Genomic DNA, 25,909 nt, shown 5'->3' with positions numbered 1-25,909 from the left:
TATTTCATTTAGAATACTTTTCTTGGTTCGTCTATATTACAGTGCTACAGAAATTTTACAGCATCGTTTATTGCCTTTATCGTGCTTTGATTGACACAATTTATAATGATGGAGTGGAGCATGCAGGGTATTTATCATTTTTAATTCTGTTATCAATATTTCCTTTTCTCATCGTTTTAATGGCTGTGGCGTCAACATTCGCAAATTTTTTAGACCAGTACAACATTGGCTGGGTATTTATCATTGATAACATGCCACAGGATATTTTATCATCTTTGATGCCGCGTATTAGGGAGATAATATCAGGCCCGCCGCAAAGCTTACTAACTTTAGCAATTGTAGGTGCTGTTTGGACCGCTTCATCGACAATTGAAGGGCTTAGAACAATACTCAATAAGGCCTATAAAGTTCCGGTTTCGCCGCCTTATATATTAAGAAGAGTACTAAGTATATTACAATTTTTAGTAATCACGCTTATTATAACTCTAACTATAGTGTTTTCTACACTAGTACCAATGCTAATTGATTTTTCCTATCAGGGGCTAAGTTATACTAGGTATTTACTTATTGAATTTGTACTTTTCACAGTAGTCTCTTGGCTATATTTTATGTTACCAAACATAAAACAAAATTTATCAGACGTATTTCCTGGATCTTGTGTAGCTGTTATTCTTTGGACGATTTCTGCTTCAGCTTTTAAGCAATATTTAAAAGCTTCCTTTGACCAACTGGATTTGATATATGGAAGTTTAGGTGGTGTGGTAGTGTCATTACTATTTTTTTATGTGCTAAGTTTGATTTTTATATATGGAGCAAAATTCAATTTTCAGCTAAAATATTTCAATGGATCTCGCTAAGGAGAAAGAAATGGGTAAGTTAGAAGGTAAAGTAGCTTTAATCACCGGAGCTTCAGGTGGAGTAGGCTCTGCTGTTGCAAAAAGGTTTATAAGAGAAGGTGCATGTGTGATTCTGATTTCAAGATCTCTTGATAATCTCAAGCCACTATATAATGAAATTGAAGAGCTTGAAGAATTTAAAGAAGGCTCTGTGAAACTAATTCAGCTTGATCTTTTAGACTTTGAGAATGTAAAGATACTGACAAACATGATAGAAAGCCTGAAATTATCAGAATCTGGAGCACTTGATATATTAGTTGCGTGTGCTGGAATTTTAGGCAAACTGAACCCCATTCATGACTGTGAGATTGAAGAGCTACAGAACGTAATGAATACAAATTTTACTGCCAATTGGTACTTACTAAAAAACTTAGATCCAATGCTAAAAAAGTCTAATGCTGGAAGAGCGATATTCATGACCTCAGAAGTGACACTTTCTCCTTCCTCTTATCCATATTGGATGCCGTATGCTGCAAGTAAAGTTGCACTAGAAATAATGGTGCAGATATATGCATCTGAGACAAAACATACAAAATTATGTGTAAATGCTGTATACACGGAAGGACCTGTGGGTAGTGAGCAGGCATTTCCTGGATCTGAATTGGTGTCACCTGATAAACTAACAGATAAATTTGTGGAATTAGCTTCTGAAGACTGCAGCATATCAGGAAAAATCTTACCGCTCAGCAAATCTCCCGAATAAATTACCATAGTATCTGCAAAGATACCGTTAAGCCCACAACTGTATGAACATTGTGATTTGAGAGTAATCTCCACTAGGAAGGATGTCATCCCAGTGCCTCTATGGTGTCATTCCAGTGCTTGACACTGGAATCTAGGTCTTGTCGACATAAAAAAATAGTGATATAGAGTACTCTTTATTAATAGGTAAAGAGAATGCTATATGATTTAAAAGATGAGCAATGGGAGAGAATAAAAAACCATACGCGTCAAGTTAAGAGATTGTGAGCAAATTTAGAGAGGTTAAAGTGGATACTCTAGCCCTTCTACGTTTGTCTTTTAATGAAAATCGCGACCAAGTTATAGTGAGTTTTTTAAGAAATGCTTTTAAACTATTAATTTTGGTTAATACTAAAAATAACTCTCTAACCCGCCTTTTTAGCTCAATAAATGCCTTTGTTAAGCTAAGTTCTGTATTCTTTTTCACTTCTGTGCAACCAACTATGCCGTGAAATATAAGAATTGCGCACAATTTAGCATATAGTTCACATAATACTCTGCATGGCTTTCCTTTTAGCTTATCAAGCCTGATATGGCTTTTATACAATTTAAATAATAACTCAATTTGCCACCTTACTCTGTAAATCGTTAATACTTGCTCAGCACTAATTTTATTTTCTGGAACATTAGTTATAAATATTGACCAGTTCAACAATTTTTGATTTCTTTTAGAGGATGTATATCCCTGCGATCTTGCTAATCTATTAGCTTTCCTTCTTCTGGCCATAGACTGTTCTTCAGTTAGTTTCTGACATATAATTCTTACTCTAATTTTTGCTTCTTTTCCTAACAATACCTCGTTTTCTAAAAATAACTTATCCTCTAAACATTCTAATAACTCCATTTTTTGATTTGTTTCTACATCATATATGTTGGTATCGGATTTATAACGACTTATGAAATAAGCTCCTATTTCATTGATTTGTTTAAAAGAACTTGGCACAAAATAACCGAGATCAGATATTAGCAAATCATTGCTTAATATATTACTTAAATGTTTCCTATATCCCTGGTCTGATCTTACCCCCTCCGTTAAATTAAGTTGGTCTATTATCTGATTCATGTAGTCGAAAACTAATTGTAACTTTATTCCAGACTTAGTATTGCTTTCATAGCCACTGTAGCTAGTACCATAACCTTTATACATCTCTTCCATACTGTTAGGTAGAGTAATATAGCTACTGTCCAATAATTTAACACTATTAAATTGCTGTAAGATTTTGCAATCAACTTGCAAGATATTTTTAAAGAGAATCACAGATTCATTATACATCCTTTTCATAAATTCCACTGCTTCTTCAGTAAATCTAAAATCCAAACCTTGTTTTGTTATATCTATCGAGTCCTCGTTTAGTAATTGACACATTGTTTCTACGCTACAATTATCAACTCCTATATTACCCAAGACCATGGCTTTTACGAATGATGAACCTTTTAGCTTTCTCTTTCTTTTTATAAACCTTGTTGTAATTGAGATTTTCTCTGCTTTTTCATTAAAAAATTCTTTGAGCTTTTTTGATAAGCAAGTTATTTTATTCATTGGTTCTCTCACTAAAAGTATATCTGGGAGAACTTATACCTTATTATTCTATCTCTTTCATACCTTTATTTCCTTAACTTGACGCGTATGGAATAAAAAACAGTCTGCCAGGTAAGGAAGGAGATAGAGGAAGAAGCGCAAAAGATAACAGGAGATTCGTAGCTGCAATAATGTGGATAGGTAGAACAGGAGCAACATGGAGAGCATTGCCGGCTGAGTATGGAAAATGGTCAAGTGTACATAAACGTTTTATAAGGTGGGCAAAATCTGGTGTTTGGCAGATGATTTTCAACACATTAGCTGTTAATGGAGACACAGAGTGGCTCATGATAGACTCAACAATAATCAGGGCACATCAACATGCTGCTGGTGCAAGAAAAAAATGTGGAAACTGGTAGACAAGAACAAGAGCTGGGACGGTGCAAAGGAGGATTTTCAAGCAAATTACACGCTGCTTGTGATGCTTTGGGCAACCCACTGAGATTCTTTGTTACTGCAGGGCAAAGATCGGATTACGTAAAAGCTTTAGACCTGATAGAAGGCAAGAACATGGAGGCACTTATTGCCGATAAAGGGTATGACGCAAATTATATGATTGAGGCTGCAGAAGCTGTAAATGCTGAGCCAGTAATCCCACCGCGTTCCAACAGAAAAACACCAAGAGAATATGACAAAGAATTGTATAAAGAGAGAAACTTAATCGAAAGGATGTTCAACAAAATCAAGCACTTCCGCAGAGTTGCTACACGCTACGACAAATTGGCCATAGCTTTTCTGTCTTTTGTTCACATTGCTGGCATTTATCTTTGGTTAAAATAAATGTCGACACTGCCTAGTCTTTATTATGCAGCCACTTATTTAAAGTTAAGTTTTCTGGATCCCAGATGGCTTTGTTGCATCGCTAGCTATGATGGATTAAAGATAAAAAAGGTGGAGAATATCAGTAGCTTATTATTCTGGTATTTATAACAAGAACGGTCAGTGAATACCTAAATTTGAGTAAAAGAAATTTCACTACCACTCACTAATCCGGCTAAAATTCAAGAATTTCAATGCTTTAGCTATTTTCAATAGAATTAAATTTATTAATATAAATAACAAGTTACTATTCTTAAATTTGATCAGATTGATTGCAAAAAAAACAAGATTTTCAATAAGTTGCTTATAATCCTAATTATAGTTAGCCTTTCATAAGTAGCGATGCAACAAAGCCATCCCAGACTGGGATGACACCTCTGGGCACTGCCGTCATAAAGGAACCAGTGTCAGCTACTTGAATGACATCATTTGCTGTGCAATTTACCTTCAAAAATGAATGTTTGTACAGCTGTGTGTCAAGCACTGGAATCTGCCACGCAAATTGCAATGTTCGTACAGTTATGCGTCAAGCCTAAAAGTAATTAGCTAATAGGTTTAATAAAAATTCACATATACAGGAAAGATTGGTAACATTACTTGAATAGAGACCGTTATTGTAATTATGCCGAAACGCACAGATATAGAATCTATATTAGTAATAGGAGCAGGCCCAATAGTTATAGGTCAGGCATGCGAGTTTGATTATTCCGGAACGCAAAGCTGTAAAGTATTAAAAAGCGAAGGTTATAAAGTCATTTTGGTTAACTCCAACCCCGCAACTATAATGACAGATCCTGAGTTTTCTGATGCGACGTATATTGAGCCGGTACTGCCTGAAATCATAGAGAAAATTATAATTAAGGAGAGGCCAGACGCAATATTGCCAACAATGGGCGGGCAAACAGCGCTCAATTGTGCAATAAAACTTGCAGATGATGGAGTGTTAGACAAATACAACGTAGAATTAATAGGGGTAAATAGAGAAGCAATAAAAAAAGCAGAGGATAGAGAGTTATTCCGCCAGTCCATGGATAGAATAGGACTGAAATACCCCAAAAGTATCATTATAAAAAATCAAGAACAAATAAAAAAGGCTTTGGATTACGTTGGATTACCAGCAATCATTCGTTCATCATTCACTCTTGGTGGCGCAGGTAGTGGCATAGCATATAATAAAGAGGAGTTTTTTAACATTGCAGAAAGTGCTCTTAAAATTTCGCCAATAAATGAAGTTCAGATAGATGAATCAATTATCGGCTGGAAAGAATATGAAATGGAAGTTATCCGCGATTGTAAAGATAACTGCATAATAGTCTGTTCGATAGAAAATGTTGATCCGATGGGAGTGCACACTGGGGATAGCATAACTGTTGCTCCTGCTTTGACTCTGCGTGACGTAGAATACCAACAGATGAGAAATGCATCTATAGCAGTGCTGAGAGAAATTGATGTTAGTGCCGGTGGTGCAAATGTTCAGTTTGCAGTGAATCCTAAAGAAGATGGAAGCCTCGTTGTAATTGAAATGAATCCAAGAGTTTCTCGCTCTTCTGCACTTGCTTCGAAAGCAACAGGCTATCCTATTGCAAAAGTTGTAACTAAACTTGCTATTGGCTATTCGCTCGATGAAATACGTAACGACTGCGCTCCAATAATACCAGCAGCATTCGAACCAGTGATTGATTATATCGTCACTAAAATCCCTCGATTTGAGTTTGAGAAATTTAAGGGGACGAATTGTGAATTATCAACTTCCATGAAATCAGTGGGAGAAGTGATGTCTATAGGCCGCACTTTTAATGAGTCACTGCAGAAAGCTTTTCGTTCACTTGAAACTGATCTTACAGGACTTGATGAAGTATTTCCTGAGAACATTGATATTGATCACGTAAAATCTCAATTAGCAAAATTGCTACCAAACAGATTACTGATTGCTGCTGACGCAATGCGCCACGGAATTAGCATAGAAGAAATAAATTCGATTACAGGATATGACTTATGGTTTCTGCAAAATATACAGCAAATCATCTTGGCTGAACAAAAAATCAAGGAAAACGGCCTTCCTGAGACTGCATATGAAATGTTAGAGATGAAAAAAATGGGATTTTCAGATGCAAGATTGGCAAAGTTAAGTAATAGACCTACCTCTGTCATTCCAGTACCCTCTAATGTCATCCCAGTGCGTGACACTGGGATCCAGCCAGCGTTATACGCTGGAGATCGAGTAAAACAAATCGAAGAAATAAGAAAAAAATTTGGCATTAAACAAGTTTATAAACGCGTAGACACCTGTGCAGCTGAATTTGAATCGAGCACTGCTTATATGTATGGCTGCTATGAGGGTGATGTTGAAAATAAAACGGAATGTGAGGCGAATATTTCTGACCGAGAAAAGGTTGTCATTTTAGGAAGTGGTCCAAATCGCATTGGTCAAGGTATTGAGTTTGATTATGCATGCGTACATGCAGCTTCTGCCGCCAAAGAAATGGGGTATGAAACAATAATGATCAACTGTAATCCCGAAACTGTCTCAACTGACTACGATACCGCTGATCGTTTATATTTTGCACCACTCATTGCAGAGGATGTGCTTGAAATACTAAGTAAAGAGCAAGAAAATGGCACACTGGTTGGTGTAATAGTTCAAATAGGTGGTCAAACACCTTTAAAGTTAGCCAAAGTGCTTAACGAGAGAGGTTTCAAAATTTTGGGAACTTCGTTTGATTCTATTGACCTTGCAGAAGATCGCATGAGGTTTAAAAACCTTGCTTTGCAACTTAATTTAAAACAACCTGAAAATTCTATCTGCCATTCAGTAGAAGAAGCGTTAACCAACGCAGAAAAGGTGGGGTTTCCACTAGTAGTCAGGCCATCATATGTCCTCGGCGGTCAGTCTATGTCGATTAGACACGATACTCAGAGCTTTAAAGAGTACGTCTTAGATCAAACTAAAATCTTTGAGCATGGTTCGCTGCTTCTTGATAAATTTTTAGTCAATGCAGTTGAGGTTGACGTTGATGCTGTATGTGATGGGGAAAAAGTTTTCATTGCAGCGGTCATGGAGCATATTGAAGAAGCTGGTATCCACTCTGGTGATTCAACATGCTCAATACCGACAAATACATTGAGTGACGAAGTAATAAAAGAGATCGAGCTCCAAACTGAAAGAATAGCTCTTGCACTAGAAGTGAAAGGTCTGATAAACATTCAGTTTGCTGTTCAAGAGAATAGACCTCTTGCAGAACCTGTTTGTGATGAGAAATTTTTAGGAAAAGTGCAGATGAGCACCACAGAATACTCGAATGTATTTGAGGAGCGCAGACAAGCTTTGACGACAAAATTGCCTTCAGAAATCGAGTTATGCAAGAGGTCTAGTGATGTATACATACTTGAAGTAAATTTACGAGCTAGTAGAACCGTTCCTTTTATTTCCAAGGTAATCAATATTCCTATTGCAAAGCTTGCCACTCAAGTTATTTTGGGTAAAAAATTGAATCAGGAAAACAAGCCTTTCAATCATTTTGCAGTTAAAGCTGCTGTTTTTCCATTTACCCGCTTTGCAGGAGTTGATACTTTACTTGGTCCTGAAATGAAATCAACAGGAGAAGTGATGGGAATTGACTCATCATTTGAAGCTGCACTTGCAAAAACGCACATGGCTGCAGGATACAAGTTACCAACAGAAGGAACAGCTCTGGTTTCAGTAAAAGATGATGATAAAAAGTATATATTGCCAGTTGCACGAATGTTGAAAGAACTGAGTTTTGAAATATATGCCACCAAAGGCACAGCTTCGTATCTGAACAATAACGGCATTGCTGCACAAGCTGTAAATAAAGTAAGAGAAGGCAGACCCCACATAGTTGATATGCTCAAAGATGGAAAAATAAATCTAGTGATTAATACTTCAAAAGGTGTAAAGTCAGTCTCAGACAGCAAAGATATCAGGAGAACTGCTATTTTGCAAAATATAGCTTACAGCACCACAGCTTCCGGAAGTAAAGCGTTAGTGCTTGCAATTCAATATGTAAAGAATAGCAAACTGGAAGTGAAATCATTACAGCAGATACAAAACGTTTAAATATCAAAACTAGAATAATTCACTCTCAAAATGCTAAAGAGAACATAATAAAAAGATGGAAATTTTGAAGGAAATAGTATACCTAAAGAATCAACTAGCGTAATTGAACAGCCAAATGCTGCAACGAATGCTCCACAATCTCACCTAGAGGACACTTCCCTTATATGTTAAGAACAAGTCTTTATAAATATCAAAGTAGTGAGATTAAAGACACACAGAGAAGAGGAATCGTCACGCCCCTTGATTATAAGAATCGTTGTTCAGCAAGGTTCTCTTCTCTGGTTTATTATACTGAAAGTTCCGAACAACTGATTGAGCTTTTAGGCTCGTATATAAGGCTGGAAAATGCAGTATATGTTATTATTACGGAGGAATTATGAATTCATCAAACATTATTGCTGGCATTGATGTTAGCAAAAGTAAATTAGATCTCCACATTCACCCACTTGAGCATTATAAAATATTTGAAAACAATGTACAATCCATTGATGAAATGCTGGACTTTTTACGTTTGCATAATGTAACCAAAATTGGTCTTGAGGCAACTGGTGGATACGAAAAATTATGTGCCTATACTTTACTAAGCAATGGTTTTGAGGTGTACGTCATTCAACCAAGGTGGGAGAGACTATGCTAAAAGCCTTGGTATTACTACAAAAACTGATAAAATAGACTGCAGTATCATCTCACGTTATATTAATAATACAGATATGCGTGTTACTCCTTTAACAGTTAGTAATGGTAATATTGATTGCTTGAAACAAAAATTATCTCGTAGAAACCAACTTGTAGAAATAGCAAAAATACAAAAAACCCAAATCCAACAGGTATAGCACTTCTCGCAATAGTCCGAATAGGATAAGATATGTGCTTATGGCTATGGTAGAGCAGTAGCATATTATGATCTGTTCGGATTATTGTAAAAAGAGCTATAACTGATACATCTATAATCAAACAAATAGAGGAACTTCTTGCAATTTTACGTAATCAAATTAAAACTTTAGAAGATGAAATGATTACATTTATCGATCAAAACCAAGAGCTTAAAAGAAAATATATATCAATAACTATATAGTAGCGGGATGACGGTTTTTCAAATTATCGGTAAATCTAAGTCAGTTTAGCTATAGGCAGCAATTTTCTGTATTTATTTTAAATTGAAGAAAGCTCAAATGAAAGATCGTGTTTTGCTAAAAATCACAGAATGCAGTCTGGTTACTATTTAAAAGGATATGTTCAAAAAACTGTGTCAAATCAACTCATACACTTCATTACCAACTTCATGATGAAGTTCCGCAGTTGGATGGAAATAATCAAAAAAGAAATAATCCTTTAGTGTTTCTTTGCTACACCCAGGGTTATAGTGAACGTCAAGTTCCCCTTTAAATATCAACTTTAAGAGTATTTTTATATTTTCTTTAAATCTCCCAACTTGGTCTGCAATGTTCGATGTGCATGCATCTTGACAATTTAAACCTTTGCTCTTGTATTCGCTAAACATACTTCTCATTTTAGAGTTAAGATCAAATGCTTTTATTTCAAGATTTGTACTTTTCTTCATATAATCTAAGCCTTTAGCCAGTTTTGCATTGAAACTCTCCGTGAGCTTTGTAGCTAGTTCCCTTGCTTCTTCATCTCTATTAAAAGCTGGTATTGAGCCAACTTCAGGTGCATTTGCAACAACTACATGCTTAACACCATGTTCATTTAGAACCTTAAGTGCATTACATATTTCACTCACTGCTTGTTCCAACACTTCTTCCGCTTTAGTATCGTCATAAGCAGTGGCAACCATAACATCATTTCCGCCGATTATGATGCAAAATAAATCTTCTTTACCTATATCTGGATGATGTTTAATTACCGCATCTAGCTGGTTAGCTAAACGAAATTTATTGAAGAAATAAGAAAAAATAGGGTCAAAAATTTCAGATGCTGTTGCATATGAAACTGCGTAATTCTGACCTTGCTGTTCGTGGCATCTCCCAAAAAATGAATAACTCCACCCAGGTTTAAATTCATCTAAATCTAAATATTTTGCTATATATTCAACAGCAGTAGGGCCATTGCTAAAAGATCTTCCTTGATAAAAAGGATCATCAAATTTTACGCTTTTTGCAAAGGATAAATTATTTAAAATTCCAATGATTGCGCCATTATCGGATAAGCTATCACCCAGAACATAAAAATTTCTATACTTTGAATTAGAATTGTCATTTTTGTTTGTCATAATATTTACCGTAGATTAGCATGTTGTTTCATTAGATTCATAGAAAAAGAAAAATAGCGGTGAAATTATACAACTTTGGCCTAACTTGCTCTCCACTTTTTCCGGGCAAAATCAGCTTCTTCTTAACTTGACACGTATACTTAAAAGAACCCTCTAAGTTTTCTAGCACGGCTTGGATGTTTCAACTTGCGCAGTGCTTTTGCCTCTATTTGCCTAATTCTCTCACGTGTTACATTAAAAATTTTTCCTACTTCTTCTAAGGTATGTTCCTTCCCATCTTTACCAAGGCCAAAACGCATTCTTAAAATTCTTTCTTCCTTTGGTGTTAAAGTTGCAAGAACATTGGTTGTAATGCCACGCAAGTCAGCAAGTATTGCAGCATCCTCTGGCCTGGAGACTCGCTTGTCTTCTATACAATCACCAAAGGTACTACTATCATCTTTTCCTGTTGGAGCTTCAAGACTTACTGGATCCCTTGCTATTTTCATAACTTTGCGTATTCTTTCCAGTGGCATTGTCAGTTCTACACTCAATTCCTCTAACGTCGGCTCTCTTCCCATCTCATGAGTCATCTTTCTTAATGCTCTGTTGATTTTACTGATAATTTCCACCATATGAACTGGTATTCTAACTACTTTAGACTGCTCAGGTATTGCTCTAGTGATTGATTGTCTTACCCACCAAGTGCCATAAGTTGAAAATTTATATCCACGTTTGTAATCAAACTTATCCACGGCCTTCATAAGACCAATATTGCCTTCTTGTATCAAATCAAGCAGATCAAGGCCTCTTTTTGAATACTTCTTAGCAATGGAAACTACTAGCCTTAAGTTAGCCTTAATCATTTCTTGCTTTGCTTCAGAGACTTCTCGTTCGTGTTTTTGTATTCTCTTGATTAGCTCCTTAAATTCTTGTACGTTATCTTCCTGTATATGCTGCTTAATACCGTTCAAGGTACTAGCTATATGTTCAGAGTTATCGTCTATAAACCTTAAAAATTTGTTTTTTAATTCACCTGTAAAAGAGGACTGATTTTCATTGATCTTTAAAAGACTTATCTTTTTCAATTCGTGCTTTAAAAGCACGTCATCATAAACTTTATAGAAACTTTCTCTATCGATATCGTATTTTCTAGCCTCAGCAATAAGATTAGCCTCTTCAAGCGTAATGGATCTATTTATCTTATAAAGTTCTTGTGTAATTCTGGCAACAGCAGCATCACTTAACTTAATTTGTAATGCTATAGACCATATTTGATTATACAAATTTTCTAGCTCATTAGAGAAATTTTTAGAATTTTTTCTTAATATCAACGCTTCATTTGTTAAAGTAATTATCTCATCCAATGCAACTATGACCTTTGGCAATAAGTCACTTTCCATTTCAAGAATAGAAACATTTAAATTGACTGAACTTATATCTTCATTATTACCGTCTTTCTCATCATCACTTTTTTTACTATCTTTCTCATCATCACTACAGTACTCAGCATCTTCAGAAACATCCTCAGAATCCTCAACATCTTCAGCACTTTCTTCACTCTCTTCACTTTCTTCTTTGGGTACCACATTAAAATCAGAGTTATAAATTGCATCCAGATCTATAATTTCTCTCAGTAAGAGAGCTCCATTACTTAAATCATCACGCCATACTTTTATCACCTTTAATGTTACTGATGTTTCAATTATTGCACGTAACATGTTATGCTTTTCAGATTCAATTTTTTTTGCTATCTCGATTTCATCTGCCCTTGATAAAAGCTTTACGGAGCTCATGTCTTGTAAATAAATCCTCACTGGATCATCATTTTGTACTAAAGTTGCAGTAACATTTGGCGATGTGTCATCATCATCAAGTTTACTATCATCACTGTTGGAAGGAATATCTTCTTCATCTTCGCTACTTTCAAGCACATTAATTCCGGAATCCTGCAATAAAGATATAGCATCATCTATAAAGTCAGACGAAAAATTTTCATCTGATAATTTATCATTTATATCATCAAAGGTGATAAAACCACCCTTTTTTATACTCTTAGTTACCAGATCTTTGATAATTTTTTTCTTATCTTCTGCATCATTAATAGTTGACATCATTACCTTTATAGTTTATAATTTTATTTCTTATTAACAAACAAACTTACAACGAGCAAGTCTATAATTTTACTTTTAACTTGTGGCTATTTGTTACTTCATATAGTTTAAGATACTGTTAATTTATGTACACTTGTCTTAATCGATTGTTCCATACTTTTCTTCCATTTTTACTGCTATGGATAATCCAACTGAAAATGTTGCAATTCCAACCACTATAGCAGTAAGCATTAAAACATGGGGTATAGGATTGCTATATGAATAAAAATTTGAAACCAATATAGGAGGCAAGGAACTTTTTATATATCCTAGAGATATGTAAAATAACAAAACAGATGCTTGGAAGACGCTTACCCCTATCATTTTCTTGATTAAATTTTTATCGTTTATAATAATATATAAACCTAGCACCATTAATACAATAATAATCGTATAATTATATAAAGTCATTGTTTTTTCCTACGAGCAAAATTTATATATATAATTAACATAGAGGAGCAGACAGTAAATGCTACACCTAATTCCACCAAAAAAATACCTAATTTTTGACCGGTTCTATTATTGGTTAACAAGATATCATAAGATAAAAAATTTTGGCCAAGTAAAGTTGTTGCAACGCCCGTTCCTCCATAAATTAAAATACCTAACACGTTAGTCAATCTAATCACAGAATAAGGTATTGCTTTTAGAGTTGTAGATACACCAAATAGCATTGAATATAATATTATCCCGGAGGCAATAATTATTCCTGCTTGAAAACCTCCACCCGGAGTGTAATCACCGTGAAATTGTATGTATAAACCAAATAAAATGATAAAAGGTATCATCAAAAATGTTACTGCATTTAATATCGGATCTTTAATCATTTTCTTTTTCTTCTTTTAATATCAACGTTATACAAAGCGCAGCAGTAAAAACTACTATAGTTTCTCCAAACGTGTCATAACCACGAAAGCTTGCCAAAATAGCTGTCACTATATTAGGAATACCGGTAGCTTTTTCGGTATTTTCCACATAATAAGGAGCAACATGCAAGTGGATCGGAGCATTGTGGCTGCCAAAATCTGGCAATTGAATCATAAAATATGACAAACATACAGCCAGAAATAACATAAAAAAAAGCGTTATAGGGTTATGAGATAGATTTACTTTATGATTCTTTATCAAGGAGAGTGCTGCAAACGTAAAAACTGTACTGAGCCCCGCACCAACAGAAGCTTCAGTAATTGCAACATCAGGTGCATTCATAATTAAGTATATAAGCGCAATCAGTGAACTAAATACACACATTAGAACAGCACTTACGACTAAATGTCGCGAGAAAACTATAAAAACCGTAACTGTTAGTAACAACAAAAGTAACACTACATTTAATATTTCTAACACCTTAGCCTTCTTTAACAGTTTTTTTCTTAACTTTATAATGAGTGCGCGCTAAAATATAGCTATTAGTTGAGTTAGCTACCCATATTATAAAAATTAATAATACTATTTTAACAGTATTGATTGAAAATCCATTCTGCAAAGCAAAACCAATTAACAATAACGTTGCACCGCTAGAATCTGTAATACCTGCTGCATTTAACCTAGTATAGAAATCAGGAAATCTGATCACCCCTATATTTGAAATAATTATCAAACAAATACCTAAAAATATGAAAATGGATCCTATCATAAATTATCAAAACAACATTAATCTCATTAGTGCTATAGTTGATATAAAGCTAACGCTAGCATACAACAATGCTATATCAATTAAAAAAAAATTATTCAGAATGATTGATATTGCTGTTATAAGTACAACTACTTGCGTTGAGAAATTATTGAACGCTAAAACCTTATTGTACACATCATTTGACTTAGACACTATGCAACACAACATTACACTCATACAGAACAACAGTGTATAGATAGCAATGCAAATCATTTAAAGACTATGTGACTTCAGTAGATTTCTAAACGGATACTTCTTCATCGCCATCTTGATCATTTATTTCATCATCTATTTCACCATCCACTTCATAATCTTGGCTTTCTTGACTTGCATCAAGATCTGTGTTATCAGAAAAATTTAATAAATTCGCTAGCTTACTTGTATTACTGCTGTAAACATTATTCATATTTCCTTTCATGTATTCCTTGCATCTACCTACCAAAAGGCTAAACAGCTCATGAGTATCCACCTGTTTTCCTGCTATTTCATGTAAGGAAACTATGGTATTTTTATGACCTTTAAACTTAGCTGCTTGAATTGGATTACTTGCCCCTGTATTTAAATCATGTGTTCTTTGACTTGCCAACAGAACCAATTTGAAACGGTTACTTACCCGTTCTATACACTTTTCTACAATAGACTCAGCCATAAGATACTACCTTAATAAGTTTTATACTATATCACAAAAAACAAGTTGTCAACTTTGTATCTATTGCGATTCAACTTCATGTTTTACTTTTTCTGCCTCAGATTTTATTTCTTGGCTTTCTGTCATCGTGATTGTTATCTCATGATCAAGTTTTTTTAGAAATCCTAACAATCGCTCTAAAGAAAAACCATCTATTTTACCATTTTTAATTTGCGATACCTTTGGCTGATCAATACCAAGTTTCTCAGCTGCAAAAGCCTGAGTCCAAGCATTTTTTTCTATAATTTTATTTATTATATAAAGCAACTTTGTTTTTATTCCTGCACTGTCTAAGTTATTTAACGATATTATTTCCATAATTCTTACACTCACATATCAATTAACTTTATTAAATATTATAACATAATATTTAATATACCAAGATATTAATATTATGTAACTTGTCAATAATTATATGATATCAATATTTAAAACTTTAAGTTGATTATATATTAATATTTTTATCAAATTTCTAGTAATTTTAAATTACCATTTTACCATCAGTCTATCTGAAAAAACCATTTATAGAAAGAACAAGCTAAGATTACAAAGCTTGAAATACAAAAATAATTATTTTATAAATTTATCTTACATAAGAAGTTTATATCTCTATATCTTAATATAAATATTTATTTAAATTTTTAAAATTTCTATTTTAACGAGAATTCTATAAATTATATTTATAATATAATTTAAATATTTGTTGCTTTTTAGCTGGAACATTATTTAGTTAGTAAGTAAAATTGTGTTGAATATGACAAAAATAAAAAAAGATGTTGCTGTTATTATGGGAAGTGAGTCAGATTACACCACTATGGTCCATACTGTTGATATGTTAAAAGCATTAGAAGTTTCACATGATATATTCATAATATCTGCACATAGAACACCAGAAAGGCTCTTCAATTTTGCTAAATCTGCACAAGAAGAAGGTTTTAAGGTTATTATAGCTGGTGCAGGAGGTGCAGCTCATTTACCTGGTATGGTTGCGTCACTAACTTGTTTACCAGTTATCGGCGTTCCTGTGCATAGTAAACAATTAAATGGGCTGGACAGTCTACTCTCTATAGTTCAAATGCCAAAGGGTGTTCCAGTTGCAACCATGTCTATAGGAGAAAATGGAGCATATAATGCTGCCATTACTGCCGTATCTATATTGTCAATTTCCAACAGTGAAATTGCAGGTAGGTTAAAAAAGTGGAGAGAGAAACAGACCAAAGAAGTAAAAGAAAAACCAGTTTCATAATAAATCTATGGCAATAATTCTTTTAGACACAAAAACCATAAACCGTATAGCAGCGGGGGAGGTGATAGAAAGGCCAGCAAGTGTGGTAAAGGAGTTAGTGGAAAATGCAATAGATGCTGGAAGTTTAGAAATAGAGATCAAAATAGAAAGTGGTGGGCGTAACCTTATTATTGTGACAGATGATGGTAACGGAGTAGAAAAAAACGATTTAGAACTTGCGTTTATGCGCCATGCTACTTCAAAATTGAGCGATAGTGAGTTGATAGAAATCAAGCATCTTGGCTTTAGAGGAGAAGCTCTGCCTTCAATTGCAGCAGTAAGTAGGATAAAATTATCGTCTAAGGCAAGAGAAGCAAGTGAAGCATGGTCTATAAGTTATGAGGGTGGAGAGAAAATAGGGGAGCAAACTCCTTACTCTTTATCGCAAGGGACACATATTGAAGTACGAGATTTATTTTTTGCCACTCCAAATAGACTAAAATTTCTAAAAACCGAAAGAGCAGAAACTCAAAGCATTGTTGATATTGTAAATAACCTAGCAATGATTAACTATCATATAGGGTTTACTCTCACTTCAGGTAATAAAAAGCTCTTAAAATACGCTAAGCAGACTTCGTTATTTCATAGATTGTGTGAAGTAGAAGAAGAATTTCAGGGCAATTCTTTGGAGATCAATGAAGAAGAAGACGACATTAAACTTACGGGACACATCTGTAAGCCGACCGTCAATCGTGGTAAGTCCACTCAGATCTATACGTTTGTTAATGGAAGGCCAATTAAAGATAATTTACTTATTGGCGCAGTTAGGTATGCATATCATGATTTTATTCCAAGCGATAGGTATCCTTTCGCAGCGTTACATTTAGAGATACCTTATGATCAAGTAGATGTAAATGTGCATCCAAATAAGTCAGAAGTAAGGTTTCAGAATAAGAAGCTCATATATGAGATAGTGACAAGAGGATTAATTAAAGCATTGTCAAGAAGGATAGGCACCTTTCTAGCGCATGACCAGAAAATGGATTCAACATTGCCAGATCCTTTTGATAAACCTAATGTTCAAAATGAAAGAAGGCCAAGTCCTTTTGAAAATCAACTAATAAAAGAATTTGCTTCTCCAAATGAAAAAGCAAAAGGCTTATCAGAACAGTCAAAATCGTTTGATTATACCGGCATACAGAAATTCCCAGCACAAGCGGAGGCTATGGTTCTAGAAAAAAAGGTGTTAGAGCAAGTTGATTTGATAGAGAGCCACCCACTCGGGTTTGCACGCTGTCAGGTCTATAATACTTACATTATTGCCGAGGTAAGAGACAAATTGATTATAGTCGATCAGCATGCAGCCCATGAAAGACTAGTATATGAATGCTTAAAACAAAAATCAAGTATAAAAAGACAAAAACTACTTCTTCCTGAAACGGTTGAAATCAAAAATCAAGCCGGAATGGAGATGATTGAAGTTTATAAAGATAAGTTATTTGAAATGGGTTTTGATATTGAGATCAAATCAGAAAATAAAGTGATAGTAAAAGAAATCCCTGCAATTTTGGGAGCAATAGATGTGAAAGAGATGCTAATTAATATAGTCGATAGATTAACGGAAATAGAAGATACATTGCCAGTAGAAGATAAAGTGAACAAAATATTGGCCACTATCGCTTGTCATGGATCAATTAGAGCGGGTAGAAAAATGAGGTTAGATGAAATGAATGAGCTGCTGAGACAAATGGAAAAAACCCCATATTCCGGGCAATGCAACCACGGAAGACCAACTTATATAGAAATGAAACTCAGTGATATTGAAAAACTTTTTGAGCGTAGGTAATGAGGTTGCCATAAATATGTAAGTGCTCCTTTCTCGTCATCCAAGTAGCTCATAGAAACGAAAAAACTTCCTTGACAAACTCCGTCAGCCCCCTTATCATGAAAGTGAAGCTATTTATTTATCTTCTCTGTACAGATTAAATGACAAAAAAACTCACGAATCTGGCGTCTCATGTTTAATTTTTTGCACTATGTGCACCTTATGTCTTTATAAAATTCTAGGTTTTTACCTAATATAAGCTAAAATGCGCTTATAAAGCATTTAAAACATAAAAAAACGCCAACTTAAAAAATGGATAGTGAATAATTAGCTACCCTAGGGTTTCTTTTGTCTTTTTTTCTGTTTAGTAAATTTCTTAAACATTTATGACTAAAGGTTAGTTGCATTAAAAAGCAGCTAAATCGCGGTTATTAAGCGTTTAGAATAAAAAAACGCCATACTTGAAAGTATAATGTAAGTAATTAGCCAACCACGGGGCTTCTTTTGCCTTTTTTTTCGCTTAGTAAATTTCTTAATGTTTATAGCTAAACGACAACCGTCATCCCGCTACGTGTTAGCGGGATCTCTTGTTAGCGCCGCGGCGGTATGACGGTTCGTGGCAGCGTGACGATAAGCTCGTCATCCCGCTGCTTGTTAGCGGGATCTCTTGTTAGCGGCTGAGATACCGCGAATGAATCGCGGTATGACGGTGTAGATAGTATCCCGCTACGTGTTAGCGGGATCTCTTGTTAGCGCCGCGGCGGTATGACGTCTCGCTTGCAACCTATAGCTTTGTCATTCCAGTGCTCCTTTTTTTGTCATCCCAGTGCCTTGACTATTTGGATCCAGAAAACTTAGCTTCGAGTCAAGTAGGCTGCAAATAAAAACTGGATTCCAGCGTCACGCGCTGGAATGACACCCTGACAATCGTCATCCCGCTACGTGTTAGCGGGATCTATGTTAAGAGATACCGCGGCGGTATGACGTATAGAAACTAAAAAAGTTCTTTTTTAAAAAACTTAAGTTATACTTATAAGTATTTGATACTTTTTATAGTGATTATGTCGAGTTTAAGCTGCCTTTATGGTGATAATGCAGAATTTGTGGAAGAAATGTATAGCCGTTATTTGCAGGGTGATAAATCAATCGGGGAGGATTGGTATAGAATTTTTTCAAGCAATTTAGAAGTTAATAAAGCGGAGACCTGCGGTGCACAACATGTAACTAAGGTGGATGATTCAGTTTCTAGTTTAGCAAATTTTTTCAGATCTTACGGTCATTTTTTTGCGGATCTTAATCCGTTATCACCCAATGTGAATAAGGAAGTAGATTATCAGAAATATTCGAATCTATATCCGGCAAGTGACGCTGGAATCTATAGAGATATTTACTGCAAGAACATCGGTTTTGAATTTATGCATATCTCCTCTTATGAGGAGAGGATGTGGCTGCAGGAAAAGATCGAAAATCAAACCTATACGCTGAGTTCACAAGATAAAAAGGAAATACTGAGGCACTTAATTGAATCTGAGATGTTCGAGCAATTTCTCCATATGAAATTTCCTGGATATAAACGTTTTTCTATCGAAGGTGGGGAATCAGCTATCGTTGCAATTGAGAGAATCATTAGTGATTCTGCAGCTTTTAGTATTGAAGAAATAGTTCTTGGCATGGCTCACCGCGGACGACTCAATATTCTAACCAAAGTTATGGGCAAAGAATATGCGGCAATGCTATCTGAATTTCAAGGCAATCTTGCATATCCAGGTGGTCTTGAGGTGTCCGGTGATGTTAAATATCACCTTGGTTACTCTTCTGATCAAACACTTGCCGGTGGTAAGAAAATACATTTAAGTTTATGCCCTAATCCATCTCACCTTGAAGCGGTAAATCCGGTTTTGGCTGGAAGAATAAGAGCAAAACAGAATATAAGATCTGTGCTTGGCATATCAATTCATGGTGATGCGGCTTTCATCGGTCAAGGAGTGGTTGCTGAAACTTTAACCTTAAGCAATATTGAAGGCTATAAAGTGGATGGCATTGTGCACATTGTCATTAATAACCAAGTTGGTTTTACTGCTAATCCGTGTTGTGCGCGATCCTCTTTTTATTGCACTGACATAGCAAAATCAATAGAAGCTCCAGTGTTTCACGTTAATGGAGATAACCCTGAAGCTGTGAGTTTTGTTGCGAATTTGGCGATGGAATATAGGCAGAAATTTAAAAAGGACGTAGTGATTGACATAATATGTTACCGCAAATATGGCCATAATGAGGGTGATGAACCGAATTTCACTCAGCCACTTATGTATAAGGCGATATCAAAGCATAAAACTCCTGGAACATTGTATGAAGAAAAATTGACTGCAGAGAAAGTATTAAGTGGTGATGAAGTAAATAAATTACGCAGTGAATTCAGGGCAAAATTAGATAAAAGTCTTGCTGAATCAGTGACTTACACTCCAAAAAAAGCTGACTGGTTCGGTGGAGTGTGGTCAAAATTAAGAAGAGCAAAGCTGAACGATTTGAGCGAATACTACACGGATTCTGGTGTTCCGCCAGATGAGCTGAAAAAATTAGGTGTGCGTATAAATAGCAATATCCCAAGTAACTTTAACATTAACAATAAGGTTAGAAAAATACTCGATGGCAGAATAGACAGCATAAATTTTGGTAGTAATATAGACTGGGCAACTGCCGAAAGTCTTGCGTTTGCATCACTGCTCACAGAAAGAATAGGAGTGCGTTTATCAGGACAAGACTCTGGTCGTGGAACTTTCTCGCACCGTCATTCAAGGCTTGTTGATCAGGTAACAGAAGAAGCATTTATTCCGCTAAACAATATAAATGAAAAGCAAGCTCACTTTGAGGTCATAGATAGCGCACTATCTGAGTATGCTGTAATGGGCTTTGAATATGGATATAGTCTTGATTCTCCGTATTCACTGGTGCTCTGGGAAGGACAATTTGGTGATTTTGCAAACGGTGCGCAAATTATGATCGACCAGTTTATCGCATCTGCAGAAACAAAGTGGTTGCGATCAAGCGGTCTAGTTTTATTGCTGCCTCATGGTTATGAAGGACAGGGACCTGAGCATAGCTCCGCACGTATAGAGAGATTTTTGCAACTCTGCGCAGAGGATAATATGCAGGTAGTTAATTGTTCCACTCCGGCGAATTACTTCCATGTCTTACGCAGACAAATGCATAGAGACTTTCGTAAGCCTTTGGTAGTGTTTACACCTAAATCGCTACTGCGCCACAAAAGAGCAGTATCTAACCTATCTGACTTTGAAGGAAAATTCCTCACGGTGATTCCAGAATGTAGAACAGATTTGGTTCTAAATGATAAAATACGTAAAGTTGTAATATGCAGCGGTAAAGTTTACTACGACATAATTGAAGTATGTGAAGCACAAAAAATAAACGATATAGCAGTAATACGTTTAGAACAATTCTATCCGTTTCCTGCCGATAAACTAAGTAATGAACTTGAAAAGTACAAAAACGCTGAAATTATATGGTGTCAAGAAGAACCAAAAAATATGGGAGGATGGTTTTTTGTCAACCCATTGATAGAAGAAGTGTTGTCCAATCTCGATATTCAAGCAAAAAGACCTAAGTGCATTGCAAGACCTGCTGCTGCATCTCCTGCATGTGGTTATGCTAGTGTACATGCTCAGCAACAAGAGGAGATTTTAAGACAGATCGCTTAGTATTTACAGTTATTGAAGCAGAAGTGGTGCTATAAAAGTAGCTGACACTTGAATCCGGTTGCATCACGCGCTGCAGCCAGGCGCAATAGAAAACGCATTACACCAATAAAGCCCTTTTGGTACTCAAGCAAATATAAAAGATTTTTATTCTATTAAAAAAAATTTAATTTTTATTAAAATTTTCATTTATTTTTATTTAAAAAGTAAACATTATTAATATTTACTTTAATTAATATAGGATATATATGAATACAAAAATATTTGAGATGTTAATAAGGAGAACTGGTCTACGCAGAGATAGCAAAGCTGAGATCATACAGTTAAATAGAAATGAAAAAGCTTTTGTAGATGAGGATAAAGAATCTATCGAATTAGCTGAGGCCATTTTTGAAGAGAATAATATGTTTCATTTCCGCAAATCAGGTCCTGCTATGGATTACATTTTGCACAAATTAATAAATGATAGGAAGCTTTTCGAGGAAATGAAAGATAGAGGTACAAGTATAATACGTCTTTTTTCTTTGTTATCAATGTATCATGGTCGTCTCAATTGCTGTGTTGTGAGAAGAAGAGGGCGTATTACTGAGTGTGGAATATTTGCTTATGCTGACAACTGTTTAGAACTAGTACCTTTAGAGGACTTTATACTTATTGAGCCTTGCTCGTACCTCGAGTACACTGTGCTTGATAATGATAACATCAGAAATAGGTTAGCTAGAGACTTGACTGAAGACAAAACAAAATTAGATATCTTTTTGAATGGAATTTTAGCAACAAAGAATTCGGATTTAGTATTATCTTGTATTAACAAGATAGAGGTTCTTAATGAGGAAGATAGATATTTTGTTAATCGCTTACAGAAAAACAACATGCTAGACTACATCTTAAACAAAGATGATACAACACTTGAAAAATTAACTCTAAAGGAATTGTTGAAGCTTTCTATTTTGCAGGAAGAAAAAAGCACTGAGTTAGAATCTCCCCAAGCTTCAAGTGTAAATGTTAGCAAAGCTCAGCAACATTGTAGTATATAGCTGGTGATAAAGTTTAAAATAATTGCATATACTGAGGCTCATTTAGGTATAGAGCCTCAGTGGTGCTTAATTTTTCAATTTATGGTAGACTAGTAGCCCTACTATGATGTAGATCTATGCTCGCTTACAGCTAAAATTTCACCTCTATTAGTGGAATGTTATTCCAGCTATTGCTTCCATAGTCATCAATCGAAGCGTTTAAGTAATCTGTATCAAAGCGTACGGGCACATCAAATTCGAAGCTCGCAGTGATTATCGCATCTTTTACTGGCGGTTTCATGAATGTTATTTCTCCCGTTGAATAATTTACTGAATATTCACTCTCTTCTTTACCATTTAAATAAATCTTTACTGTCCCATGTACTGGCTTTTTGATCATACGTATATGCTTATCTTCCCCACTTACATAAGTTTTGATTAGCTGAAAAGTCGTTTTTTTGTTATCTCCTATACCAATCTCTTGGTTGATGGCTATAAAATCCGACCAATCCTTAAAACGAAACCCTATTGCTTTACCTTTTCGTGCATGAAAAAATGTTATTAGTTCTAGTAGCTGCTCGTTTGATCTGACCCCGTAAGCTATGTTGTATCTAGTGCGTGCATGAGACCAATTGATGTTGCGCTGTTCACAACCATTGTGAGTTGTTACAACGTCAGTAGAAAATTCCGGTCCTCCAGTGGAACCATAAGATATATTTTCTGGAAATCTAATTTCTGTGAATGACATATGTCCTCCTGTGAAAGTAAAATAGTTTAGTTGAAGAAAATGTTGTAATTTGAAAGCGTTTTACATAGCAAATGACGCTATGGAAAGTGGGTGAGACCACTGAGTTAAACTGCTGTCACACCCACAGTTACTATACTCAGGTTCATTTGAGTTGTCAAGCAAAAAAATAAAATTTTATGGCAAACTGTAACTAGCCTTGCTTGTGACTTAATTCATCTACTTTTTTGCGTAATACATTCAAATCAGTTGCTCCTACAAACAGGCTATCTCCAATTATTAAAAAAGGTATACCACCTACTCCCAAATCTCTTACTAGAAGCCTACTGTTGTTTATCATTTGCTCAATTTTGTCCGCGTTATCTTTTATGGAATCATTAAAATCGTCCTCATCAATCCCTATGTTTTTCACTATATCCAATATGCTTTCGTCTGAAAATTCTCCTTTGTGACTTAAAGCAGCATGGTGAAAATCGAAATATTTTTCTTTATCGAGAAAATAGACAGCTAAAGCACTTTTTGCTGCCTTTAAAGAAGCGTTACCAAGTATTGGAGCATCCCTAAAGATATACTTAATTTTGCCGTCGTTAATTAACTGCTTTATATCATTCTTTATAGCTTTGCAATGTCCACAAGAATAGTCAAGGAAGCCTACAGCTATAACACTACTATTTTCATTTCCGGAGTAAGGATAAGTAAGGTCAAATATTTGATCCTTGTATTGTGAAATTTTACTTTTGGTTACATTATCTCGAGCAGCATAACTACTTTTAATCGACTCCTCTTTGAGAGTTTTTACGATCTTATCAAAATTTCTGCTTATATAATTATCTAATTTCTCACCTATATAATCATCGCTTAGCATTTGGCTGCGATTTGAAAGCCAATTGTTTATTATCGGCAAGCTTGCTATTGCTATTATTAAAATTAATAAAAACGATATTCTAGACATACAATTTATTTAAAAACCTACAACATAAAACTTTTAGTACACATTTATCTGTATATTAAAAGAAGCATCTAATGTTAATATATAAAAACATTTGTATCAAGTGTATTTTATAACCAGTTTTGCCTCAAATGCAAACTTTACACAATAAAACTCAAGCACATTACCACAAAGTTCATCAGAAGACTTGGTGATCCAAGTGACAAAACTACCTCCAGAATAGCCAATTATGAGATGCTCTATCTTTTACCGCCACGCTGTAAATACGGCGGTAAAACAAAGTTGATAATTTTATTCCGCTGTGTATAATTTTCCGCGGAATAAACATATGAGTGAACCAATAATTGGCAGAGAAAAAGAAATAGCTATTCTACAAGACAAACTTCTTTCTCAATCAGCCGAATTTATTGCTGTTTATGGTCGGCGTCGTGTAAATGTTGTATTATCTGCATTTTATCAGCATAATATAGAAGTAATGTAATGCAGATATTATGCCGATGCCGAATTATACGATTACTTCTAAAATTGCTAGTTGTCTTATAAGGATTGAAGCAGCAAAAGAAAAAGTGTTACATTTGCCGCTCACTGTATCAATGCTTTTGTCTCTTCGTGAAACTGCACGGCTTTATACCACACACTATTCTACTATGATTGAAGGAAATCGACTTGAACCTAAACAGATTGAAGAGGTTTTAAGTGGTAAAAGCCACTTTCCAAAATATAGGAGAGATGAAAATGAGGTTAAAGGATATTATGCAGCTTTAACTCAAGTTGAACAATGGGCAGCAAGGGAAGTGCCTATTACTGAGAAAGCTATTCAAACACTGCATGCTCTAGTAATGGCAAGTGGAAAATCTAAAATAAAATCAACACCTTATCGTGATGGTCAAAATGTTATCCGCGATAGTCTTACACGTGCAATAATTTATATGCCACCTGAAGCAAAGGATGTACCAAAGCTCATGAGCAGTATGATTGATTGGATTCGTAACAGTGAGCAAGTGCCTTGCCCAATTATTGCAGGTATTGCGCATTATCAATTTGTAACAATTCACCCTTACTATGACGGTAATGGTCGTACTGCAAGATTGTTGACTACATTAATTTTACACCTTGGTGGGTATGACCTAAAAGGACTTTATTCATTGGAAGAATATTATGCTAAGAATCTAGGAGCGTATTATGAAGCAATCAGTATAGGTCCATCGCACAACTATTACATGGGACGAGCTGAAGCAGATATTACTAAGTGGGTGGAGTATTTCGTAGAAGGTATGGCAAATTCATTTGAGAACGTTTTACAACGTATAAATAAAGAAGAATACCACGCTGATCAGACTGATCTTATACGTAAGCTTGATCCTAAACAGCGTAGGGCTCTTGAGCTCTTCCAGGAGTTTTCCGCTATTACAGCTAGTCAGGTTGGCGAACTATTTAATTTTAAGCCTCGTACCAGTGCGCAACTTTGTAAAAAGTGGGTGGAAATGGGGTTTATCAAGATTGTAGATTTTTCCAATAGAGGAAGGAAATACAAACTTAGTAAGCAATATGAAGATTTGATCTCAAATTAACTGAAAGCTCGCTAGACAGTGCATAGA

Annotated in this window: 23 protein-coding genes and 1 pseudogene; 11 read left to right on the top strand and 13 right to left on the bottom strand. The window is 35.1% G+C overall.

The features are described 5' to 3' along the window. Positions 1 to 41 precede the first annotated feature (41 nt). Entirely contained in the window at positions 42 to 857 is an 816-nt protein-coding gene (locus AAGD66_RS05270; protein ID WP_264723786.1) for a YihY/virulence factor BrkB family protein, read from the top strand. Further along, on the top strand, positions 844 to 1,599 hold the full coding sequence (locus AAGD66_RS05265) for an SDR family oxidoreductase (protein ID WP_012673418.1): 756 nt from the start codon (positions 844 to 846) through the stop codon (positions 1,597 to 1,599). The genes AAGD66_RS05270 and AAGD66_RS05265 overlap by 14 nt, the downstream gene beginning before the upstream one ends. Before the next feature lie 252 nt (positions 1,600 to 1,851). On the opposite strand, the gene AAGD66_RS05260 is transcribed toward AAGD66_RS05265, so the two are convergent. After that, a complete protein-coding gene (locus AAGD66_RS05260) occupies positions 1,852 to 3,177 on the bottom strand; it encodes an IS4 family transposase (RefSeq protein ID WP_264339118.1) in 1,326 nt (441 codons plus the stop codon). Between the two features lie 92 nt (positions 3,178 to 3,269). Between AAGD66_RS05260 and AAGD66_RS05255 the strand changes: the two are divergent. Next, a pseudogene (locus AAGD66_RS05255) lies at positions 3,270 to 3,996 on the top strand (IS5 family transposase). 361 nt (positions 3,997 to 4,357) lie between these two features. Here AAGD66_RS05255 and AAGD66_RS05250 read toward each other — a convergent pair. Next, positions 4,358 to 4,519, bottom strand: coding sequence for a hypothetical protein (locus AAGD66_RS05250; RefSeq protein WP_238514577.1), 162 nt, complete (start codon positions 4,517 to 4,519; stop codon positions 4,358 to 4,360). Between the two features lie 138 nt (positions 4,520 to 4,657). Between AAGD66_RS05250 and carB the strand changes: the two genes are divergently transcribed. Both carB and AAGD66_RS05240 read left to right on the top strand, forming a co-directional pair. Further along, positions 4,658 to 8,113, top strand: a complete 3,456-nt coding sequence (carB, locus tag AAGD66_RS05245; RefSeq protein ID WP_264723785.1) for a carbamoyl-phosphate synthase large subunit — start codon at positions 4,658 to 4,660, stop codon at positions 8,111 to 8,113. A gap of 376 nt (positions 8,114 to 8,489) precedes the next feature. Further along, entirely contained in the window at positions 8,490 to 8,750 is a 261-nt protein-coding gene (locus AAGD66_RS05240) for an IS110 family transposase (protein WP_010082049.1), read from the top strand. 612 nt (positions 8,751 to 9,362) lie between these two features. Here the strand turns inward: AAGD66_RS05240 and AAGD66_RS05235 are convergent. From AAGD66_RS05235 to AAGD66_RS05195, 9 genes are all read right to left on the bottom strand, one after another. Continuing rightward, entirely contained in the window at positions 9,363 to 10,343 is a 981-nt protein-coding gene (locus AAGD66_RS05235; protein ID WP_010082050.1) for an SGNH/GDSL hydrolase family protein, read from the bottom strand. 140 nt (positions 10,344 to 10,483) lie between these two features. Further along, positions 10,484 to 12,436 (bottom strand): RNA polymerase sigma factor RpoD, encoded by a 1,953-nt coding sequence (gene rpoD / locus AAGD66_RS05230; protein ID WP_012673419.1) that lies wholly within the window; start codon positions 12,434 to 12,436, stop codon positions 10,484 to 10,486. Between the two features lie 138 nt (positions 12,437 to 12,574). Then, entirely contained in the window at positions 12,575 to 12,886 is a 312-nt protein-coding gene (locus tag AAGD66_RS05225) for a cation:proton antiporter subunit C (protein ID WP_006279706.1), read from the bottom strand. Continuing rightward, positions 12,883 to 13,302, bottom strand: coding sequence for a Na(+)/H(+) antiporter subunit B (locus AAGD66_RS05220; protein ID WP_006279705.1), 420 nt, complete (start codon positions 13,300 to 13,302; stop codon positions 12,883 to 12,885). Before AAGD66_RS05220 ends, AAGD66_RS05225 begins: the two co-directional genes overlap by 4 nt. Beyond that, a complete protein-coding gene (locus AAGD66_RS05215; RefSeq protein WP_015589497.1) occupies positions 13,295 to 13,822 on the bottom strand; it encodes a DUF4040 domain-containing protein in 528 nt (175 codons plus the stop codon). The genes AAGD66_RS05220 and AAGD66_RS05215 overlap by 8 nt, the downstream gene beginning before the upstream one ends. A 1-nt stretch (position 13,823) precedes the next feature. Then, complete coding sequence (gene mnhG, locus AAGD66_RS05210; protein ID WP_155969497.1) at positions 13,824 to 14,111, bottom strand: monovalent cation/H(+) antiporter subunit G; 288 nt, start codon at positions 14,109 to 14,111, stop codon at positions 13,824 to 13,826. Between the two features lie 6 nt (positions 14,112 to 14,117). Further along, positions 14,118 to 14,363: a monovalent cation/H+ antiporter complex subunit F gene (locus tag AAGD66_RS05205; RefSeq protein ID WP_007548527.1), complete on the bottom strand. Its 246-nt coding sequence runs from the start codon at positions 14,361 to 14,363 to the stop codon at positions 14,118 to 14,120. Between the two features lie 28 nt (positions 14,364 to 14,391). Then, entirely contained in the window at positions 14,392 to 14,799 is a 408-nt protein-coding gene (gene rpoZ, locus AAGD66_RS05200) for a DNA-directed RNA polymerase subunit omega (protein WP_007548528.1), read from the bottom strand. A 60-nt stretch (positions 14,800 to 14,859) separates the two neighbouring features. After that, positions 14,860 to 15,156, bottom strand: a complete 297-nt coding sequence (locus AAGD66_RS05195) for a helix-turn-helix domain-containing protein (RefSeq protein WP_010081926.1) — start codon at positions 15,154 to 15,156, stop codon at positions 14,860 to 14,862. A gap of 436 nt (positions 15,157 to 15,592) precedes the next feature. Between AAGD66_RS05195 and purE the strand changes: the two genes are divergently transcribed. The 4 genes from purE to AAGD66_RS05175 all read left to right on the top strand — a co-directional run bounded on the left by purE (position 15,593) and on the right by AAGD66_RS05175 (position 22,638). Further along, positions 15,593 to 16,084, top strand: coding sequence for a 5-(carboxyamino)imidazole ribonucleotide mutase (gene purE / locus AAGD66_RS05190; RefSeq protein WP_006280351.1), 492 nt, complete (start codon positions 15,593 to 15,595; stop codon positions 16,082 to 16,084). 7 nt (positions 16,085 to 16,091) lie between these two features. Beyond that, the gene (gene mutL, locus AAGD66_RS05185) at positions 16,092 to 17,909 is read left to right on the top strand and encodes a DNA mismatch repair endonuclease MutL (RefSeq protein WP_264723781.1); all 1,818 of its coding nucleotides are present in this window, start codon (positions 16,092 to 16,094) and stop codon (positions 17,907 to 17,909) included. A gap of 1,040 nt (positions 17,910 to 18,949) precedes the next feature. Further along, entirely contained in the window at positions 18,950 to 21,604 is a 2,655-nt protein-coding gene (locus AAGD66_RS05180; RefSeq protein ID WP_264723780.1) for a 2-oxoglutarate dehydrogenase E1 component, read from the top strand. A gap of 245 nt (positions 21,605 to 21,849) precedes the next feature. Then, complete coding sequence (locus tag AAGD66_RS05175; RefSeq protein WP_264723779.1) at positions 21,850 to 22,638, top strand: hypothetical protein; 789 nt, start codon at positions 21,850 to 21,852, stop codon at positions 22,636 to 22,638. A gap of 130 nt (positions 22,639 to 22,768) precedes the next feature. On the opposite strand, the gene AAGD66_RS05170 is transcribed toward AAGD66_RS05175, so the two are convergent. Together AAGD66_RS05170 and AAGD66_RS05165 are read right to left on the bottom strand one after the other, a co-directional pair. Beyond that, positions 22,769 to 23,365, bottom strand: coding sequence for a TIGR02217 family protein (locus AAGD66_RS05170; RefSeq protein ID WP_151807673.1), 597 nt, complete (start codon positions 23,363 to 23,365; stop codon positions 22,769 to 22,771). Between the two features lie 190 nt (positions 23,366 to 23,555). Continuing rightward, entirely contained in the window at positions 23,556 to 24,314 is a 759-nt protein-coding gene (locus AAGD66_RS05165; protein WP_264339225.1) for a DsbA family protein, read from the bottom strand. A 325-nt stretch (positions 24,315 to 24,639) separates the two neighbouring features. On the opposite strand from AAGD66_RS05165, the gene AAGD66_RS05160 reads away from it, so the two are divergent. Further along, the gene (locus AAGD66_RS05160; protein ID WP_007548541.1) at positions 24,640 to 24,792 is read left to right on the top strand and encodes a hypothetical protein; all 153 of its coding nucleotides are present in this window, start codon (positions 24,640 to 24,642) and stop codon (positions 24,790 to 24,792) included. Between the two features lie 10 nt (positions 24,793 to 24,802). Then, the gene (locus AAGD66_RS05155) at positions 24,803 to 25,882 is read left to right on the top strand and encodes a Fic family protein (RefSeq protein ID WP_265040996.1); all 1,080 of its coding nucleotides are present in this window, start codon (positions 24,803 to 24,805) and stop codon (positions 25,880 to 25,882) included. The last annotated feature ends 27 nt before the right edge of the window (positions 25,883 to 25,909 follow it).

It is taken from the genome of Wolbachia endosymbiont (group A) of Dendrolimus pini (assembly GCF_964026835.1).
GTDB classification, from domain to species: Bacteria; Pseudomonadota; Alphaproteobacteria; order Rickettsiales; family Anaplasmataceae; genus Wolbachia; species Wolbachia pipientis.
The sequence above is the reverse complement of the archived record's forward strand: the minus strand, read 5'-3'. Positions and strand labels throughout refer to the sequence as shown.

Excerpts from the sequence above, each read along its gene's own strand:
- AAGD66_RS05265 (WP_012673418.1), top strand. The coding sequence starts at position 844 with ATGGATCTCGCTAAGGAGAAAGAAATGGGTAAGTTAGAAGGTAAAGTA.
- AAGD66_RS05260 (WP_264339118.1), bottom strand. The coding sequence starts at position 3,177 with ATGAATAAAATAACTTGCTTATCAAAAAAGCTCAAAGAATTTTTTAAT.
- carB (WP_264723785.1), top strand. The coding sequence starts at position 4,658 with ATGCCGAAACGCACAGATATAGAATCTATATTAGTAATAGGAGCAGGC.
- AAGD66_RS05240 (WP_010082049.1), top strand. The coding sequence starts at position 8,490 with ATGAATTCATCAAACATTATTGCTGGCATTGATGTTAGCAAAAGTAAA.
- AAGD66_RS05235 (WP_010082050.1), bottom strand. The coding sequence starts at position 10,343 with ATGACAAACAAAAATGACAATTCTAATTCAAAGTATAGAAATTTTTAT.
- rpoD (WP_012673419.1), bottom strand. The coding sequence starts at position 12,436 with ATGTCAACTATTAATGATGCAGAAGATAAGAAAAAAATTATCAAAGAT.
- AAGD66_RS05225 (WP_006279706.1), bottom strand. The coding sequence starts at position 12,886 with ATGACTTTATATAATTATACGATTATTATTGTATTAATGGTGCTAGGT.
- AAGD66_RS05220 (WP_006279705.1), bottom strand. The coding sequence starts at position 13,302 with ATGATTAAAGATCCGATATTAAATGCAGTAACATTTTTGATGATACCT.
- mnhG (WP_155969497.1), bottom strand. The coding sequence starts at position 14,111 with ATGATAGGATCCATTTTCATATTTTTAGGTATTTGTTTGATAATTATT.
- AAGD66_RS05205 (WP_007548527.1), bottom strand. The coding sequence starts at position 14,363 with ATGATTTGCATTGCTATCTATACACTGTTGTTCTGTATGAGTGTAATG.
- rpoZ (WP_007548528.1), bottom strand. The coding sequence starts at position 14,799 with ATGGCTGAGTCTATTGTAGAAAAGTGTATAGAACGGGTAAGTAACCGT.
- AAGD66_RS05195 (WP_010081926.1), bottom strand. The coding sequence starts at position 15,156 with ATGGAAATAATATCGTTAAATAACTTAGACAGTGCAGGAATAAAAACA.
- purE (WP_006280351.1), top strand. The coding sequence starts at position 15,593 with ATGACAAAAATAAAAAAAGATGTTGCTGTTATTATGGGAAGTGAGTCA.
- mutL (WP_264723781.1), top strand. The coding sequence starts at position 16,092 with ATGGCAATAATTCTTTTAGACACAAAAACCATAAACCGTATAGCAGCG.
- AAGD66_RS05180 (WP_264723780.1), top strand. The coding sequence starts at position 18,950 with ATGTCGAGTTTAAGCTGCCTTTATGGTGATAATGCAGAATTTGTGGAA.
- AAGD66_RS05175 (WP_264723779.1), top strand. The coding sequence starts at position 21,850 with ATGAATACAAAAATATTTGAGATGTTAATAAGGAGAACTGGTCTACGC.
- AAGD66_RS05170 (WP_151807673.1), bottom strand. The coding sequence starts at position 23,365 with ATGTCATTCACAGAAATTAGATTTCCAGAAAATATATCTTATGGTTCC.
- AAGD66_RS05165 (WP_264339225.1), bottom strand. The coding sequence starts at position 24,314 with ATGTCTAGAATATCGTTTTTATTAATTTTAATAATAGCAATAGCAAGC.
- AAGD66_RS05160 (WP_007548541.1), top strand. The coding sequence starts at position 24,640 with ATGAGTGAACCAATAATTGGCAGAGAAAAAGAAATAGCTATTCTACAA.
- AAGD66_RS05155 (WP_265040996.1), top strand. The coding sequence starts at position 24,803 with ATGCCGATGCCGAATTATACGATTACTTCTAAAATTGCTAGTTGTCTT.